This is a genomic window from Neisseria sp. HMSC070A01 (genome assembly GCF_001810165.1).
Lineage (GTDB): Bacteria > Pseudomonadota > Gammaproteobacteria > Burkholderiales > Neisseriaceae > Neisseria.
This window is the reverse complement of sequence record NZ_KV800126.1, coordinates 103,656-119,524: the sequence shown is the minus strand read 5'-3', so window position 1 is coordinate 119,524 and position 15,869 is coordinate 103,656. Positions and strand designations below refer to the sequence as shown.

Below are 15,869 nucleotides of genomic sequence, written 5' to 3'. Positions count from 1 at the left end.
AGATTTTATTGTTCAACCAATGGTTGTATATCGTCCAGTATTCCTTCGCCACGTTGCGCAACCGTCCAAACCGCCCTTTCTGCCGCCAACTCCCTGCACAACACTTCCTTCACTTTTTCCAATTTCATACCGCCGCAGATAAATGCATCTATAGCGGCAAAACGGTGTTCCGGCCAAGTGTGGATGCTGATATGGGACTCGGCAAGCAGCAAAACGCCGGTTACGCCGCCTGCGCCGCCGAAGGTGTGAAAATGTTCGGTCAATATGGTGGCTTCTGCGGCCTGTGCAGCAGCTACCAAAGCGGTTTTCAGACAGCCTTCATCTTTTAAGATGGCTTCATCGCAGCCATATAAGTCCAATAGGCCATGATTACCGGGTGCATGGGTCATTTATGTCCTCCGGAATAACCGCTGCCGCCGTAATAGCCGCCGGAGTGCATACGCGAGCCGTCGGAGTCGGAAGAGCCATAGCTGATGATCATGGAGATGACGATGATGATGGTGCTGAAAATGATGTAAGTGATTCTTGACATATTAATCCTCGTCCTCGTCTTTTTTACCCATGCTCCACAACAACCAGCATCCTACAAAGATGACGGTAAGTGCGGCAGAACTGTCGCCGGTCAAAAGCGCAGGGAGGTTGACGACAACCAAGATGGAGGTCATTATGATTCTTAATGATTTATCAATGCCGTCCGCCGCCATGTTTGCAGTGTAATGCGGAGCTTGGCTGGTCAAATTAAACGCATCTGCAATCTCCCGATAAGCAATTGGGGCACTTCTAGTCCATGCCATTTCGTGACTGTTTAGTTCGGAGCCAAGCTTACGGCTTTGTCCGTCTCGGTAATCGCTGTAATAGTTCAAATCACCGTTTCGGACACGCCAATAAAACGCCCCGCTGGCAACCTTAACCTGTCCGCCATAGTCATAAAGTTTGCCATAGCCTTGCGGTTGGCGGTTGCGGTCGAGGCGCGGCCAATCGTTCAAGGTTTCGGAAATATTCCAACCTTCATCAGATTCAACCAACCATAAGAAACCCTGTGTAGGGTTGTAAAGCAGATACTCCGACCATTGCCCTTCGGGCGTGAGCGTACGGTTGAGGCCGCTGAACAGGTTTTCGAATGTTTCCTGTGCGTCGGTTTCGGCGTATCTGACCGCGCCCATAACGTAAAATTCGCGATTTTTCAGACGGCCTTGTCTGCCGACAGGCAGGGTAAACAGGCTTTGCTGCGCCGTTCGCATGGCGTTGGCGGTAATGAGTTCGGCTTTGTCTTTGCCGATTGCCAATTCGCTGCCGCAGCTTGGGCAGTTGAGATGGGCGGTGAGGCCGTTGACCCAGTGGACGGACGAGCCGCAGTTGGGACAGTTTTCTGAGGAAATACTGCCTTTCAGACGGCCTGCGCTTTCTTTGATTTCGTCTTCGCTGCGGGTGTTTTCCAGCTTCAAATCATCTAGGTTTACCATCCGCCCGAAGAAGGCTTCAGGTGTTTCGCTGCTGTAATCGAGCGTGATGAAAAGGTTTTCGCAACGCCAGTCGGAAACCCGATTTTCTGCATCCTCTTTCAAAACAAACGGCAACTCACCCTGCGCGGCCGCATGTTTCAAGCTGATGTTGCGGACATCGGAGGCAATATAGCGTTTATCTTGAAAAATCAGCTCGCTAAACCCGGCTCGCGTGTCTTCAAATCTCGGCGGATTATCGATTTCGACCGGCATGGTCATCACATACAAATCGCCCGCCTCAGAAAGCCAACCGGCCCTGCCGTCGTCAAACAGCGCATACCATTCATTCCACGCACCATCGTCGTATTGCACCTGAAGCCGTCCGACCAAGGTAAAGCGTTGTGCGACAAATGTGCCGCTGGTTCCGATTTGCAGCGGACTAAAATCTTCCAGCAACGCGGAATCGCGGCCGGAGTCGACAACGCCGTTATCTTGCCGCACCAGCATGCTGTTGCAATAGCCGCACACCAGCGTCACGGCGGAAGCAGAATGCGCTTCGACAGGTGCGCCGCAGCTTGGGCAGTCGGTTTTAAAGAAAGGAGTTTGAGACATGGGTTTGCTTTTTCAGAATGGGTTGGGATGTTTCAGACGGCCTTAACGTTTTTGAAGTCGGACAGGCTTAATCAAATCATTTGAAAGGCCGTCTGAAACCTTTTCCACAGAAGCAGCTCAATGCTTCTTTTGAATGATATTTTTCAGACGGCCTTCAATTGATCAACCAATCAGCTGTTTCAACACTTCAGCCTTGGCTTTGTCAAAATCTTCTTGCGAAATCAAACCGCTATCGAGCAAAGACTTAAGTTTCACCAATTTCGCCTGCGGATCCTCGGCAACCGGCTGAGCATTTTGTTGAGCCTGTTGCACATTCGGCTGCATCATGCCAGACATGGCACCCGCCATCGCCTGACCAATACCGGCACCCACGCCCAAACCTGCACCGATTCCGGCAAGTCCGCCTTCATTTTGTGCCGCAAGCGGGATGGATTCGGCGGTTTGATATTGGGTGTAGCGACCCAAATCGCCGATAACGCCCATCGAAATTTTCTTATCCAACGCAGCCTGGATAGAAGCAGGCAAGGAAATGCTTTCAACCGTAAAGTTTTCCAGCGCCAAACCCAGCTTGGCAAATTCTGCACCGAGCAATTCGCCGATTTTTTGCGACAACAAAACTTGGTTTGCCGCCATATCCAAAAACGGAATACCGGAGCTGCCAAACGCAGCAGCCAGTTGAGTGACTGCAATATTGCGCAGCTGGTTTTCCAAATCTACGCCGCTGTATTGCGCCGCCACACCGCTGACTTCTTTGAAGAATTTTGCCGGATCGCTGATGCGGTAAGAATACATACCGAACGAACGCAGTTGCACCGCGCCAAACTCGGCATCGCGCACGGTAACTGGTTGGGACGTCCCCCATTTACGTGCGAGCTGTTGTTTGGTATTGAAAAAGTAAACATCCGATTTAAACGGGGATTCAAAAAGCTTGTCCCAGTTTTTCAAGTTGGTCAGTACTGGCAACGTTTGCGTATTGAGCGTGTAACGCCCCGGCCCAAACACGTCGGCGGTTACGCCTTCATCGACAAACATCGCCATCTGCGCCTCACGCACAGTCAGGCTCGCACCGTTTTGGATCTCCTCATCGGCAATCGGAAAACGCCACATCAACAGGCTGTCGTCGGGATTCGGCCATTGAATGACGTCGATAAACTGTTTCTTGATAAAGTTGAACATCGCAGTTCCTTATTTGAAGAAGAAGGGATAACTTATAGGCTGTCAGGTCAATTTGCCTAGTCGGTCATATCGCTTATTTTATATAAATAGAATGTCATACGATATTAACATTCAAAATGTCTTTATGCCTGGGAATAGAGTGGGTTGCTCTATCTATTTTTAGTGTTAAACCCACTAGCCGACCCAGAAACATTAACATATCATTAAAATTCATGCAGACTCTGTTTTACACTATTTTTCTGCTTTTACCTGCGCTATATCATAAAAAAGACAAATACAGGTAGAAAATCATTAAACACCATACCAAGCGTTCACTACACCTGTTAATATTTATCAAATCCTAGAAATTCATCATGCTGTATTTTCAAATTATCACATTGGCTTTCATAAAGTAAAAGGAATTTATATGAAAAATTCTGCTCATTTCTGTTTTGCTGTGTTAGTACTCTCTGCTACCGTAAGTACACAGGCTGCCCGCCCTGTTGAATTTACCGTTGGTAGCGAATATTACAACGAGACCTATCGCGAATACGAAAAAGATGGTAGTCGCTTAATGCAGCAAAAAGGCAACTTATGGTCTATTAATGCCGGCGTAAAATACCGTTTCAACGATCGCCATGCGGCAAAATTAGAAGGCCGTTATTCGCGCGGTAAAACAGATTACACAGGAAGCGTACAATATATAACTGAGGATTATATCGACGATTCAGCAAGTTATGGCTCAGCCACACTCAAAAATGCACCACGCCGCGCATACGATATCCGTGCCTTATACGAATATACACTCCCGATTAACGATCGCTTTAGCATTACTGCCGGAGCCGGCTTGGGACACCGCGTTCTGAGGGACTTAAGCAGCCGCATTGATCCTAATGATTATGACCGCAAAAACCGAACTACATATGCGCAAATCAATACCGGAGTAAATATCGCCCTTCCTGCAAACTTTGAGATATCTCCCCGCATTGCCTACAATCGTGCCGTGAAAGGCCGCCAATATTCTTACGAACCCGACCAGGTAGAAACCCGAATGAAACAAGGCGGCGGACAAGGTATCGAGGTTGAAGTGCCTATATCTAAAAAATTCGCTAACGGCTCCAAAATCAGCCTCGCTCCATTCTATCGCGGCTGGAAAGTTAAAGAATCGAACCTTACCGTTACGGAAGAGTATGACTCATATGGATTGGGATCTATAGAACCTAAAAACCACACCCACGAAGCGGGCGTAAGATTGCAATACTCTTTCTAATTTGATGAGTTTAAGTAGTTAAAATGTTTCAGACGGCCTTGTATATAACAGGCCGTCTGAATTTTTTGATGCTTTCAGAATTTCACTATAACGCCAATACCATCAGACATAAGACCTTATCAGTCAAAAAAATCTACCGATAATTTTTCTAGACAGGAGTCAGGATCAGCACATCTTTTGCTATCCAACCAACCATTAACATCAAGTCAAACAAGCAGCGTTCAAAATACCAATCGAAATGGATACTGCGCTAAACAACGCGCCGACGGCAACATTGTTGCCGATGAGTTCTGCGGTAGCGCCTTTAATCATCATGGTGGCGGCGAAATAGACAAAAATCTGAATTACGGCTGCGGCAAGGGCCCACAGGATAAAATCTATGAAGCTGACACTGTGGGCAATACTTGACGCCAGTGTCAGACAGAAACCGACCAAAGCACCGCCAAACGACAAGGCGCAGGCAAGGTTGCCGTTTTTAATCAGGCGCAATTCTTCAACGGGTGTAATCCGCAGATATACGGCACCGAAAACAACAGTCATGGCGATACCTGCCAACATGTATTGCAGGTAGAGCAGATATTGGGACAGAGAAATACTCACGATAAGATTCCTTGGTTTGCAATAAAGTGATTATGCCATATTTTTGAAGATAAACCCTTTAGAAAATACGGCATTTGGGGAGCACTTCAGGCTGTCTGAAACAGCCTGATTTTTAATTCATGTTTTATTGTGATAATTGTTGACGATTTTTGTATATTTATGTAACTATTGCGCACCGCTATTTATTAGATTAAAGAGGAGAATATGAGCATACTCGCCGCCATCCGCCCCAAAGAGCCTTTGCGCCATCTACGCTGGTTTGATATGCTGATTGTAACCGTCATCCTGTTCGGTCAATTTGCCTACCGCTCCACCCAACTTTATATCGCCAGCCTGATGCCGCAAGTGGAAACGGCCGCCGTTGCCGAAGAGGCGCGCGATACTGCGGTAACCGGCGTGGCTTATTCGGAAAACATGAGCCTGCAGTTGACGCTGCTTGCTATTGCTCTGATTTACCTCATTATCCGCCGTTTCGACTTCAAACAATTGCCGATTCGTTTTAATTTAGGCGTGTTGTTTTGGACACCTGTGATTTTTATCCTGATGGGCTTAACCGCCGATGCGGTAACTTCATTAAGCGGCGGCTACAATTACTTTACCACTGAAATCTTCCAATACATCAAACCATTATCCATCTTCGACAAATTTGCCGCCCTTGCACCGATGGCCATCCTCTACGGCCTTTTAAACGGCTTTTATGAGGAATTCTGTTTCCTCGGCCTCTTGACCTGCGTGGAAGACAAATACAAATGGCAGGCATTGGCCTATTCGACCTTGGTGCGTGTCTCCTTCCATACTTACCAAGGCATGCTTTGGGCATCCGTTATCGGCGTCGTTTTCGGCTTGATGTACTACTTTTTCTACAAATACAAAGTCAAAAACCTGCTGCCGTTTTTCCTGATTCACGCCTTGGCAGATATCTTCGGCTCCGGCTTCATCTATTTGATTTGCGCTTAATGGCAACAGTTGACTGAATAAATAAGGCCGTCTGAAACATTATCTTTCAGACGGCCTTTTATCATCTATCGGCTTACTTAATCAACGTAATCGCCACATCCGTATCTTCTGTTGCAACGGCCTCAATCACGACATCACCGCCAAACCGCAACACCGAGCCTGCACCGACCGTATGTTTTTCAGTCTGATTCAGCGTCACGTCAAAGCTGCCTTTTCCAACGGCAAAAATCAACGTTTTAAAACCCGGATGATCATGCGGCTTAATCTGCTCCCCTTTTTTCATATCTTTCTTAACGACCATGTAATTTTCGCCGCTGAAAATCTTACCGTTTTCGGAAGAAACCTCTCCCAAAGGCGCGGCAGAAACGGCAACGGAAAACAAAGCAGACAGCAATACAGCGGAAATATTGGAAACTTTCATGACTAGCCTTTCTTGAAAACAGGGCTTCCATTCTATAAAAACCCACCTCATTATTCAATAATAATTCTCATTTTCTAATAAAAAGGCCGTCTGAAACCCAACGATATTTTTCAGACGGCCTGATTGACCTGTATAATATTTTCTTATTAATAAAATCGCTTTACACACCCATCAAATGGAAACCGTCAGAAAAGATCCGCTCGGCTCGGCATGGATGGTTATCGCCGCGCTCGGCTTTACCGTCATGAACCTCTCCATCAAAGCCGCCTCAACGCAATTCGGCTTTTCCAGCGGCGAGCTGGTCTTTTGGCGCATGCTGGTCTCCACCCTGTTCTTAGGCATCATGGCCAAAGCGCAAGGCAACACGTTTTCCACGCCGTATTGGAAAACCCATCTCAACCGCAGCGTCATCGGCACACTTGCCATGATGTGCACGTTTTATTCCGTCATGCATCTGCCGCTGGCAACAGGCGTCACGCTCAACTACACCTCCTCCATTTGGCTTGCCATTTTTTCATTTTTCATTTTAAAAGAACGAATTACGCTTTATACCCAAGCCATTTTGGTTATGGGCTTTATCGGCGTTATCCTCTTGCTCAACCCCTCTTTTCAAGGCGGACAGGAATTTGCCGCGCTGGTCAGTCTGGCAGGCGGCGCCATGTCGGGCTGGGCGTATTTGCAGGTACGCGAACTCTCGCTTTTGGGCGAGCCGGGCTGGCGCGTGGTGTTTTACCTCTCGCTTACCGGCCTGATTATGGGCGCAGTCTGGAGTACCATCACAGGCTGGCATCCGCTGACCGTCTCTTCCCTACCCTATCTGGCCGGCATCGGCATCTCCGCCATGATTGCCCAACTGGCCATGACCCGCGCCTACAAGGTCGGCAAGAAATTTACCGTTGCCTCGCTTTCCTACCTGACCGTCGTTTTCTCCGCCCTATCCGGCGTACTGCTTTTCGGCGATAAAATCACTTGGCAGGAAGCTGTCGGCATGGTTATCATTGTTGCAGGCGGCGTGTTCAGCAGCTTTACTCCGGCCTCAATCAAAAAATTTCTGATGAAGCAATAATTTAACAAGGAGAACACCATGATTTCCATCCGCGAACAATCTTACGGCTTAAACGTAGCGCTGTACAACGAGTTCACTTTGGACGATTTCCGCCAATTGGAAGAAGCCTTGTTGGCCGCGAAACAAAAAATCCATCTGCCCGACATCCTGTTGGACTTGTCCATGCTGAAAGACTTCACCATCGATATGGCGGTCGAACAAATCAAATTCCTCAACCAACATGAAACCGACTTCGGCCGCGTTGCCGTCATTACCGACGACATTTGGATCAAACTCGGCGCGCGCCTTTCCAGCCTCTTAACCAACCAACATCCCAAATATTTCAGCGACGCTACCGAAGCACAGGCTTGGTTGTTGGCAAGCAATTTGAAATAAAGATAAGGCCGTCTGAACGCATTACCTGAGCAAATTCAAAACCGCTTAGGCTCAAAATCAACGGTATCACAATATTTTTCAAAGCATAAAAAAGGCCGTCTGAAACCTTGCAACCTGCAAAGTTTCAGACGGCCTTTCATCGTTTTTATTCAAAAACTTACATGACATCCAATACATCAATACCCAGCAATTCCAAGCCTTGTTTCAGCGTGTCACCGGTCAGCTTCGCCAGTTGCAGGCGGCTGTTGCGGGTTGCGCCTTCTGATTTCAAAATCGGGCAGGCTTCGTAGAAGCGGCTGAACAGGGTGGCGATTTGATAGAGGTAGGCGGCGAGGTAGTGCGGATACACCGTGTCCGCCACGCTTTGCAGCACGTCTTCAAATTTCAGAAGCTCGGCGGCAAGCTGTTTTTCCAGCGGTTCGGTTAAAACGGTTGGCGCAGTTGCATCCCATTCGCCTGCTTTGCGGAATACGCTTTGCACGCGTGTGTAGGCGTATTGCAGGTAAGGAGCAGTATTGCCTTCAAACGAAAGCATGGCGTCCCAGTCGAACACATAATCACTGGTGCGGTTTTTGCTCAAATCAGCGTATTTGACTGCGCCGATGCCGACGGTTTTGCCGATTTTACCTGCTTCGTCTGCGCCCAATTCAGGATTTTTCTCTTTCACCAAAGCAGTGGCGCGCTCGACGGCTTCGGTCAGCAGGTCAACCAGTTTCACGGTGTCGCCGCTGCGCGTTTTGAACGGCTTGCCATCTTTACCCATCATGGTGCCGAAGCCGATAAACTCGGCTTTTGCATGTTCCGGCAGATAGCCTGCTTTGCGGGAAGTGGTAAAGAGTTGCTCAAAGTGCAGGGCTTGGCGGTGGTCGACGACATACAGCAGGCGGTCGGCTTTCAGACGGCCTATGCGGTAGCGCAAACATGCCAAGTCAGTGGAAGCATAAAGGAAGCCGCCGCCTTGTTTTTGCACGATAAATGCGGCAGGTTCGCCTTCTTTGTTTTTGAACTCGTCCAAGAACACGACTTTCGCGCCGTCGTCTTCGATCGCCAGACCTTTTTGAACCAAATCATCGACTACAGGCTGCAAATCGTCGTTGTATTTAGATTCGCCCGCCACGTCTTCGGGGCGCAGTTTCAAGCCCAGCGTGTCGTAAACGGCTTGGGCGTGCGAGAGCGAAATATCGACAAACTGTTTCCACAACGCCAATACAGTTTCATCGCCGCCTTGCAGCTTCACAACGTATTCGCGCGCAGTATCGGCGAAGGCAGGATCTTCGTCAAAGCGCACTTTGGCGGCACGGTAAAACTGCTCCAAATCCGCCAGCTCAAACGCGGCATTGTCTTTTTGCTGCTCGACCAAATAAGCGACCAACATGCCGAACTGCGTACCCCAGTCGCCGACGTGGTTTTGGCGGATAACATTGTTACCCATAAATTCCAACACGCGCGAAATGCTGTCGCCGATGATGCTGGAGCGCAGATGGCCGACGTGCATTTCTTTGGCCAGATTGGGCGAGGAATAGTCGATAACGACGGTTTGCGGTTTGTCGGTTTTCGCTATGCCGAAACGCGCGTCGTTCAAGGCCGTCTGAATATTTTGCGCGAGGAATTCAGGGCTCAGGCGCAGGTTGATAAAGCCGGGGCCGGCTACTTCCGCGCTTTCAATCACGGCGTTATCTGCCAATGCTTCGGCCACTTTTTGCGCCAACTCGCGCGGATTTTGTTTGGCTTTTTTCGCCGCACCCATTACGCCGTTGATTTGGAAATCGCCGTGTTCGGCGTTTTTGGTCGGCTGCAAAACAACGGGGCTGTCGGCGATGCCTGCGGCGGCAAAGGCGGCGGCGGCTTCGCGTTCGACGGTTTGGTATAAATTCATGTTGTCGGTCTCTATCAATTCAAATCAGGCGGTATTTTAAAAGAATTTCAGGCTTTAAAACAGGGCAAGCTGCAATACTTTTCCAGCGGCTTGTTATATGATTGCATTCTGATTCAACGATTTTGCTGTAAAGGCCGTCTGAAAGGAAAAGCCATGAACCCCAAAAATACGCTTTGTCTGATTGTCGATATTCAAGAACGCCTGCTGCCCGCCCTTTCCGGCGCGGACGAAATGTTGGAACGCTGCCGCCTGCTGATTCAGGGCTTGACGGCTTTGGACATCCCCTTTGCCGTAACCGAACAATATCCGAAAGGTTTGGGCAACACCGTGTCCGCCGTATCGTTGCTGTTGCCCGAAGGCACGCCGGTTGTCGAGAAAACCCGATTTTCGGCGTTTTTACCCGAAATTCAGGAAATCTTACGCAAAAACGACATTAAACACGTTATTTTAGTGGGCGCAGAAGCGCATATCTGTATGCTTCAGACGGCCTTGGATTTGAAGGCGCAAGGTTACGCCGTATCCCTGCCTTTTGAATGCACCGCCTCGCGCACAACGGCCAACCGTGACAATGGTTTGGCGCAAATGAGCCGTCAAGGCATTACCGTTTCCAATGTCGAAAGTATTTTGTTCCAACTGCTCGGCGATGCCAAACATCCGGCCTTTAAGACCATCTCCAAACTGATTCAATAAAAGGCCGTCTGAAATGCAATACACCATCCGCCCTGCCCTGCGCCAAGACTTGCCCGCCATCGTCGATATTTACAACAGCACCGTGGCCACGCGCCAATCCACGGCCGATTTGTCGCCGACCACGGTTGCCGAACGCGAAATGTGGTTTGCCGCACACACGGACAAACGCCCGATCTACGCCCTTTACGATACCGACGGCACCGTATTGGCCTGGGGCAGTTTCAGCGACTACCATCCGCGCTACGCCTACCATATCAGCGCAGAAGTCAGCGTTTATGTCCGCCACGATATGCGCGGCGCAGGCGTGGGCAAAATCCTGTTGCGGCACATGCTCGAACGCGCGCTGTCCTTAGGCATCCGCAACGTCATCGCGCTTGTGTTCGGCCACAACTATCCGAGCCTGAACCTGTTTCACCGTTTCGGATTTGAAGAATGGGGGCGGCTGCCGCAAGTCTGCGATTTGGAAACCATGTTGGCAGACGTGGTGATTTTGGGTAAAAGGATTGTGGATTGATTACGGCAAAGACCGTCTGAAAACTGAATTCAGACGGCCTTTTGACGGCAAAACCTTTATTGCGGTTTCTTCGCCAGCATGGTGACGAATTTAAACTGAATCGGATTGCCGAATTCGTCTTTCGCGTGCATCGAGCCCAGCTCTTCCTTGTATTCCACCAATTCCCAATCCTTATAGTATTCGCGCAGCTCGCCCTCGCCAAACTTGAACGGGAACGGCATCGGGCAAGGGAAATCTTCCGTATCCATCGCAGACACGATCAGATTGTAGCCACCGGGGTTGGTGTGTTCCTTCATATTGGCAATCACGTCAGGAACGTAACGCGGCATCAGGAACATAAACACCACGGTCGCCACCATATAATCAAAGTTTTCCTGAATATTGGCAGCGTTGAGGTCGTATTCAAACGCACGGACATTCAACTCTTCAATACGCGCCAGCTCTTCCACGTTTTGAACCGCATGGGGATTATTATCGACAGCGGTAACGTCAAAACCTTTCAAACCCAGATACAGCGCATTGCGGCCCTGACCGCAGCCCATATCCAAAACCTTGCCGACAGGCACGATGTCTTCGGCGGCACGGACGGCCGAATGTGTCGCGCTCATGCCGTATTTCTTATTGAAATAGTCCGCCGCCTCGCAGTAAAACGACAGTTGGATTTCCGTGTCTTGCGTTTGCGGCGCGATAAAGTGCCATGCTTGCGGATGGATAATCCAATCATCGCTTTCAGGCGTCAGCTCGTGCGTAGCCGTAATATTGCCCGCTTCGTCCAATTCATTGAAGTTCAGACGGCCTTGGAGGACATTGAGGCAGCCCCAAGTACCGGCGGCGGTATTGTGTTTGGACAACAAGGCTTCGGGAATCTCGTCCGCCGTCCACACAGGCATCTGTTTGTAACAAAACAATTCTTGCTGTTCGCTCATCATATTTCCTTTCTATTTTGACGGTTTCAACACAGCTTCTGCCAAGGCTTTTTGAATGGCAATAAAGTGCAGGCAATTTTGAGATATTTTAAAACTCTTTGATAATTGACCGTCCTTCCAATCTAGAACTCTAAGCGCTGTATTAAGCCTTCTTCAGGTTCTTGGCTTCGGAAAATCAGCCATAACCTTAACACATCAACCATAATTCCACGAGGCAAAGTGAGATAAAGTGACTCCTCTTCTTGAGCAAAGAGAAAATAAAAATTCACTTGATTGTTCATCACCTCAACACTCCAAGAATTGGAAGAAATATCCGCTTCTTGAATCGTCTCATCTGTTAAGATTGACAATGAATGATCCAAAAAAGAGAAATAATTTGGACCACCCATTGGATCATTCAAATAGCCGGTTAATGGATTTAATTGGTGATTTTCTTCCAAATAGCAAGCCGGAATAATTTGCCCTTTATGTTGAATATACGTAAAAATAAGTTTCATCTTTACTCCTGCTCAGCACTTGGGAAAGCCGTGACGACAGGATAGGTATAACCTTCTACACGTACGCCTGAATTTGAAATGCCAACCCACATACCTTCAGCTTTACGAATAGAATCTAAATCATCTACTTGATTCATATAAGCAGAATTAATTTCCACTTTGATACGATCTGCCGTCCACGTTTGAGGAAACATCAAGGTCTCCCCATTATTGTTAGTTTTAGTCATATATTGATTAGTTTCACTATCAAAAGCGGAAATTTGTGCAAGATATACGCCATTTGGATAAGTATATAATATCCGATCAACACGTATATTGCCTAAGGCGGCATGGCCACCGATCATGACTGTCATTTATAAGCATCCTCTGAGTCGATAACTTCTTGGTAGTTTGGGTCCTTAATCGATTTATTTAAAAAATCAATCCATCGTCTAATAATAAAGATAAATTCTATTTTAGGTAGTTTAATTTGATATTGCTTATTATCTGAATCGTATAAAAAGAATATATAAACATTATCTCCTACTACATCCACTCCCCAAGAATTAGAAGATATATCCTCTTCTCTATTATTTATCAAAATATTCAAAATATCCTTAAGAAATTCTTTATATTCAATTTTATCTCCTAAGTCATCATTCAAATAAGATATTAACGGTATATAATCCCCCTTAAACTCTGAGTCACATGTTGGAATAAATTCTTTTTTTACCTCATTAAAATAATACTCAAATATAATTCTCATATTTTTCTACTTAAAATCAATTGGCTCTGTTACCTTATAAACATTTTTATTTTCTTGCTCGTTGATGTAATGATCTTTTTGGCGATTAGAAATCCTTTCATTCAATCCTTTATTTCGATTTCCTCCTATATTTAGCTATATCTTCTGATTAATTAACCGCATTTTTAGTCTTGGATTTCAACATCCCTCTAGCCCTAACTAACGCCAATCCAGCACAACTTAACGAATGATAAAGTGCAGGGTATTTTACACGCGCAAACCGTATTTGCCGATATTTCAGACGGCCTTATGTTATGATACCGCCTTATTCGACAAAGACATGACCATGGATAAACCCGTTTACCTCTACACAGACGGCGCATGCAAAGGCAACCCCGGCGCAGGCGGCTGGGGGGTATTTATGCGCTACGGCACACACGAAAAAGAACTGTTCGGCGGCGAAGCCGAAACCACCAACAACCGCATGGAGCTGACCGCCGTCATCGAAGGCCTGAAATCCTTAAAACGCCGCTGCCAAGTCGTCATCTGCACCGACTCGCAATACGTCAAAAACGGCATGGAAAGCTGGATATACGGTTGGAAAAAAAACGGCTGGAAAACCGCCGCCAAAAAACCGGTTAAAAACGACGATTTATGGAAAGAGCTGGATAGTTTGGTTCAACAACACGATGTCCGCTGGACGTGGGTAAAAGGCCATGCTGGACACCCTGAAAACGAAAAAGCTGACGAGCTTGCCAATCAAGGGGCGGCAAAATTTGTATGACACTTCATCCATGACTGCACTCAAACATCTCAAGCCTTTGTTTGGTATTGCCGTCATTGCATTAATTTGTGTGACTACGTTAAGACCGCCGAAGAATGTGCCGACTTAATCACGCCCACCTATTTATTTTGGTGGTTTATACCTGAACCGTGGCTTTTCGCATTCATCACGCTGACTGCTATTTACCTCATTCTAAAAATCCTGATGGCAATCACCCGATTCCTATTCAGACTGAGAAAGAAAAACCCATGACCTGCCCCATCTGCACTGCCGACAACGAAGATATTTTGCTGCAAACGCCAAACCTGCGCGTGATCGCCGTCCACAACGAAGCCGGCGCACCGGCATTCTGCCGCGTCATTTGGAATAACCATGTTTCCGAGATGACCGACCTTTCCCCTGCCGAACGCAACGAAATCATGGAAATGGTGTATCAGGTTGAAGCCGCAATGCGCCAAGTCTTCCGCCCGGCCAAAATCAATCTGGCCAGCCTCGGCAATGTTGTGCCCCATCTGCATTGGCACGTCATCGCCCGCTTTGAAAACGACGCCAACTTCCCCGCGCCGATTTGGGCCGCACCCGCTCGCGAACACGGTATGGCCTTGCCCGAAAATTGGCCGCAACAAATCAAAAACTTAATCGCTTAAACTTTCAGACGGCCTATAAGGTCCGACACGCCCAATTCAGGCCGTCTGAACATATAACGAAAGGAAAACCTCAATGAACTCCACCACGCGCCGCCATTTCCTGCGTACCTGCTCTGCCGCGGCAGGCGCAGGGTTGCTGCAAGCCTGCGGCACAGGCACGACTACCACGCCACAAACCAAAACCACTTCTACCACCGCGAAAGCCCAAACCGTGCAACCTAAGCAACCCCATCCGCCACGTTCCGGCGACAACCTCCTGCGCGTTGTTGCGCCGTCAGGCTTCGCCGAAGACCCCAACCGCGTGACTACCGGCCTGACCCGCCTCTACAATGCAGGCTTTACCGTAACCAACCAACAGGCAGGCAGCCGCCGCTACCAACGCTTTGCCGGCAGCGACGCCCAACGCGCCGCCGACTTCCAAGACGTTGCCGGCGGCCGTGTTGAAACACCCAAAGTCCTCATGGGCTTGCGCGGCGGCTATGGCGCGGCACGCATCCTGCCACAAATCGACTTCGCCTCACTCGGTGCCAGAATGCGCGAACGCGGCACATTGTTCTTCGGCTTCAGCGACGTTTGCGCCGTCCAACTCGCTCTGTTGGCCAAAGGCAATATGATGAGCTTTGCCGGCCCGATGGTGTACAGCGAATTCGGCAAAGCTGACCCCAGCGTCTTTACCATGGATTCCTTCATCCGCGGCACAACCAACAACGTCAACATCGTTGATGTCCCAACCATCCAACGCGCCGATGTCAACGTCGAAGGCACATTATGGGGCGGCAACCTGAGCGTACTCGCTTCCCTCGCCGGTACGCCTTACATGCCCGACATTCAAGGCGGTATCCTCTTTATCGAAGACGTCAGCGAACAGCCTTACCGCATCGAGCGTATGCTCAATACGCTTTATCTGTCAGGTGTTTTGCAAAAACAACGCGCCATCATCTTCGGCGATTTCCGCATGGGCACCATCCGCGATGCGTACGATTCCAGCTACGACTTCTCCGCCGTCGTCAACCACATTTCGCGCACCGCCAAGATTCCTGTGTTGACCGGTTTCCCATTCGGCCACATCACCAACAAAACCACTTTCCCGTTGGGCGCGCATGCCAAAGTCCGCAGTACCGGCAACGGCGGTTATTCCGTCACCTTCAGCGGCTACCCGACGCTGAATCCGTCCGCGCTGACGCTCAACAACCTGCTGCCGCCTCCCGTGCCGACTTACGACAGCACCATCTACCGCGACAGCATTACTGAAGAAGTGACCGAATAAGGCTTGTTCAAATCAAAAGGCCGTCTGAAACCCAGTTTCAGACGGC

Annotated in this window: 20 protein-coding genes; 9 read left to right on the top strand and 11 right to left on the bottom strand. The window is 48.6% G+C overall.

Annotation, left to right across the window (positions count from 1 at the left end; all coding sequences use genetic code 11):
• Positions 1–5 precede the first annotated feature (5 nt).
• The 4 genes from speD to HMPREF2711_RS09095 all read right to left on the bottom strand — a co-directional run bounded on the left by speD (position 6) and on the right by HMPREF2711_RS09095 (position 3,230).
• Positions 6–389: an adenosylmethionine decarboxylase gene (gene speD, locus HMPREF2711_RS09105; RefSeq protein WP_003745725.1), complete on the bottom strand. Its 384-nt coding sequence runs from the start codon at positions 387–389 to the stop codon at positions 6–8.
• Positions 386–532 carry a hypothetical protein gene (locus HMPREF2711_RS11140; protein WP_162837292.1) on the bottom strand — a complete coding sequence of 49 codons (147 nt, stop codon included), beginning with the start codon at positions 530–532 and terminating at the stop codon, positions 386–388. The genes speD and HMPREF2711_RS11140 overlap by 4 nt, the downstream gene beginning before the upstream one ends.
• 1 nt (position 533) lies before the next feature.
• Entirely contained in the window at positions 534–1,949 is a 1,416-nt protein-coding gene (locus HMPREF2711_RS09100) for a DUF4178 domain-containing protein (protein ID WP_036493770.1), read from the bottom strand.
• 267 nt (positions 1,950–2,216) lie between these two features.
• Entirely contained in the window at positions 2,217–3,230 is a 1,014-nt protein-coding gene (locus tag HMPREF2711_RS09095; protein WP_003745719.1) for an SPFH domain-containing protein, read from the bottom strand.
• 406 nt (positions 3,231–3,636) lie between these two features.
• Here HMPREF2711_RS09095 and HMPREF2711_RS09090 point away from each other — a divergent pair, with 406 nt between their 5' ends.
• Positions 3,637–4,479, top strand: coding sequence for an outer membrane beta-barrel protein (locus tag HMPREF2711_RS09090; protein ID WP_003745718.1), 843 nt, complete (start codon positions 3,637–3,639; stop codon positions 4,477–4,479).
• A gap of 201 nt (positions 4,480–4,680) precedes the next feature.
• Here the strand turns inward: HMPREF2711_RS09090 and HMPREF2711_RS09085 are convergent, their stop codons facing one another.
• Positions 4,681–5,079 carry a DUF350 domain-containing protein gene (locus HMPREF2711_RS09085; protein ID WP_003745716.1) on the bottom strand — a complete coding sequence of 133 codons (399 nt, stop codon included), beginning with the start codon at positions 5,077–5,079 and terminating at the stop codon, positions 4,681–4,683.
• A 204-nt stretch (positions 5,080–5,283) separates the two neighbouring features.
• Between HMPREF2711_RS09085 and HMPREF2711_RS09080 the strand changes: the two genes are divergently transcribed.
• Positions 5,284–6,036 carry a CPBP family glutamic-type intramembrane protease gene (locus HMPREF2711_RS09080; protein ID WP_070616014.1) on the top strand — a complete coding sequence of 251 codons (753 nt, stop codon included), beginning with the start codon at positions 5,284–5,286 and terminating at the stop codon, positions 6,034–6,036.
• Positions 6,037–6,109: 73 nt separating this feature from the next.
• On the opposite strand, the gene HMPREF2711_RS09075 is transcribed toward HMPREF2711_RS09080, so the two are convergent.
• Positions 6,110–6,457 carry a cupin domain-containing protein gene (locus HMPREF2711_RS09075; protein ID WP_070616012.1) on the bottom strand — a complete coding sequence of 116 codons (348 nt, stop codon included), beginning with the start codon at positions 6,455–6,457 and terminating at the stop codon, positions 6,110–6,112.
• Between the two features lie 175 nt (positions 6,458–6,632).
• On the opposite strand from HMPREF2711_RS09075, the gene HMPREF2711_RS09070 reads away from it, so the two are divergent.
• Together HMPREF2711_RS09070 and HMPREF2711_RS09065 are read left to right on the top strand one after the other, a co-directional pair.
• On the top strand, positions 6,633–7,523 hold the full coding sequence (locus HMPREF2711_RS09070) for a DMT family transporter (RefSeq protein WP_003745712.1): 891 nt from the start codon (positions 6,633–6,635) through the stop codon (positions 7,521–7,523).
• An 18-nt stretch (positions 7,524–7,541) separates the two neighbouring features.
• Positions 7,542–7,898, top strand: a complete 357-nt coding sequence (locus tag HMPREF2711_RS09065) for a SpoIIAA family protein (RefSeq protein WP_003745709.1) — start codon at positions 7,542–7,544, stop codon at positions 7,896–7,898.
• A 157-nt stretch (positions 7,899–8,055) separates the two neighbouring features.
• Here HMPREF2711_RS09065 and argS read toward each other — a convergent pair whose 3' ends face one another.
• A complete protein-coding gene (argS, locus tag HMPREF2711_RS09060) occupies positions 8,056–9,774 on the bottom strand; it encodes an arginine--tRNA ligase (protein WP_003745707.1) in 1,719 nt (572 codons plus the stop codon).
• Positions 9,775–9,927: 153 nt separating this feature from the next.
• Here argS and HMPREF2711_RS09055 point away from each other — a divergent pair, with 153 nt between their 5' ends.
• Together HMPREF2711_RS09055 and HMPREF2711_RS09050 are read left to right on the top strand one after the other, a co-directional pair.
• Positions 9,928–10,464, top strand: a complete 537-nt coding sequence (locus HMPREF2711_RS09055) for an isochorismatase family protein (RefSeq protein WP_003745704.1) — start codon at positions 9,928–9,930, stop codon at positions 10,462–10,464.
• Positions 10,465–10,477: 13 nt separating this feature from the next.
• On the top strand, positions 10,478–10,978 hold the full coding sequence (locus tag HMPREF2711_RS09050; RefSeq protein WP_003745702.1) for a GNAT family N-acetyltransferase: 501 nt from the start codon (positions 10,478–10,480) through the stop codon (positions 10,976–10,978).
• A gap of 56 nt (positions 10,979–11,034) precedes the next feature.
• Here the strand turns inward: HMPREF2711_RS09050 and tehB are convergent, their stop codons facing one another.
• The 4 genes from tehB to HMPREF2711_RS09030 form a co-directional block, all read right to left on the bottom strand.
• A complete protein-coding gene (gene tehB / locus HMPREF2711_RS09045; protein ID WP_003745701.1) occupies positions 11,035–11,904 on the bottom strand; it encodes an SAM-dependent methyltransferase TehB in 870 nt (289 codons plus the stop codon).
• A gap of 122 nt (positions 11,905–12,026) precedes the next feature.
• On the bottom strand, positions 12,027–12,401 hold the full coding sequence (locus tag HMPREF2711_RS09040; protein WP_003745698.1) for a DUF5376 family protein: 375 nt from the start codon (positions 12,399–12,401) through the stop codon (positions 12,027–12,029).
• Positions 12,402–12,403: 2 nt separating this feature from the next.
• Positions 12,404–12,754, bottom strand: a complete 351-nt coding sequence (locus tag HMPREF2711_RS09035; RefSeq protein ID WP_003745697.1) for an EndoU domain-containing protein — start codon at positions 12,752–12,754, stop codon at positions 12,404–12,406.
• Positions 12,751–13,146 carry a DUF5376 family protein gene (locus HMPREF2711_RS09030; RefSeq protein WP_003745696.1) on the bottom strand — a complete coding sequence of 132 codons (396 nt, stop codon included), beginning with the start codon at positions 13,144–13,146 and terminating at the stop codon, positions 12,751–12,753. Before HMPREF2711_RS09030 ends, HMPREF2711_RS09035 begins: the two co-directional genes overlap by 4 nt.
• Before the next feature lie 325 nt (positions 13,147–13,471).
• Between HMPREF2711_RS09030 and rnhA the strand changes: the two genes are divergently transcribed.
• From rnhA to HMPREF2711_RS09015, 3 genes are all read left to right on the top strand, one after another.
• Positions 13,472–13,909, top strand: coding sequence for a ribonuclease HI (rnhA, locus tag HMPREF2711_RS09025; RefSeq protein ID WP_036493767.1), 438 nt, complete (start codon positions 13,472–13,474; stop codon positions 13,907–13,909).
• Positions 13,910–14,157: 248 nt separating this feature from the next.
• On the top strand, positions 14,158–14,556 hold the full coding sequence (locus tag HMPREF2711_RS09020) for an HIT family protein (RefSeq protein ID WP_003745690.1): 399 nt from the start codon (positions 14,158–14,160) through the stop codon (positions 14,554–14,556).
• A 73-nt stretch (positions 14,557–14,629) separates the two neighbouring features.
• Entirely contained in the window at positions 14,630–15,823 is a 1,194-nt protein-coding gene (locus HMPREF2711_RS09015) for an LD-carboxypeptidase (protein ID WP_003745688.1), read from the top strand.
• Positions 15,824–15,869 lie beyond the last annotated feature (46 nt).

Coding starts and splice junctions, on each gene's coding strand:
- speD (WP_003745725.1), bottom strand. CDS start 389: ATGACCCATGCACCCGGTAATCATGGCCTATTGGACTTATATGGCTGC.
- HMPREF2711_RS11140 (WP_162837292.1), bottom strand. CDS start 532: ATGTCAAGAATCACTTACATCATTTTCAGCACCATCATCATCGTCATC.
- HMPREF2711_RS09100 (WP_036493770.1), bottom strand. CDS start 1,949: ATGCTGGTGCGGCAAGATAACGGCGTTGTCGACTCCGGCCGCGATTCC.
- HMPREF2711_RS09095 (WP_003745719.1), bottom strand. CDS start 3,230: ATGTTCAACTTTATCAAGAAACAGTTTATCGACGTCATTCAATGGCCG.
- HMPREF2711_RS09090 (WP_003745718.1), top strand. CDS start 3,637: ATGAAAAATTCTGCTCATTTCTGTTTTGCTGTGTTAGTACTCTCTGCT.
- HMPREF2711_RS09080 (WP_070616014.1), top strand. CDS start 5,284: ATGAGCATACTCGCCGCCATCCGCCCCAAAGAGCCTTTGCGCCATCTA.
- HMPREF2711_RS09075 (WP_070616012.1), bottom strand. CDS start 6,457: ATGAAAGTTTCCAATATTTCCGCTGTATTGCTGTCTGCTTTGTTTTCC.
- HMPREF2711_RS09070 (WP_003745712.1), top strand. CDS start 6,633: ATGGAAACCGTCAGAAAAGATCCGCTCGGCTCGGCATGGATGGTTATC.
- HMPREF2711_RS09065 (WP_003745709.1), top strand. CDS start 7,542: ATGATTTCCATCCGCGAACAATCTTACGGCTTAAACGTAGCGCTGTAC.
- argS (WP_003745707.1), bottom strand. CDS start 9,774: ATGAATTTATACCAAACCGTCGAACGCGAAGCCGCCGCCGCCTTTGCC.
- HMPREF2711_RS09055 (WP_003745704.1), top strand. CDS start 9,928: ATGAACCCCAAAAATACGCTTTGTCTGATTGTCGATATTCAAGAACGC.
- HMPREF2711_RS09050 (WP_003745702.1), top strand. CDS start 10,478: ATGCAATACACCATCCGCCCTGCCCTGCGCCAAGACTTGCCCGCCATC.
- tehB (WP_003745701.1), bottom strand. CDS start 11,904: ATGAGCGAACAGCAAGAATTGTTTTGTTACAAACAGATGCCTGTGTGG.
- HMPREF2711_RS09040 (WP_003745698.1), bottom strand. CDS start 12,401: ATGAAACTTATTTTTACGTATATTCAACATAAAGGGCAAATTATTCCG.
- HMPREF2711_RS09035 (WP_003745697.1), bottom strand. CDS start 12,754: ATGACAGTCATGATCGGTGGCCATGCCGCCTTAGGCAATATACGTGTT.
- HMPREF2711_RS09030 (WP_003745696.1), bottom strand. CDS start 13,146: ATGAGAATTATATTTGAGTATTATTTTAATGAGGTAAAAAAAGAATTT.
- rnhA (WP_036493767.1), top strand. CDS start 13,472: ATGGATAAACCCGTTTACCTCTACACAGACGGCGCATGCAAAGGCAAC.
- HMPREF2711_RS09020 (WP_003745690.1), top strand. CDS start 14,158: ATGACCTGCCCCATCTGCACTGCCGACAACGAAGATATTTTGCTGCAA.
- HMPREF2711_RS09015 (WP_003745688.1), top strand. CDS start 14,630: ATGAACTCCACCACGCGCCGCCATTTCCTGCGTACCTGCTCTGCCGCG.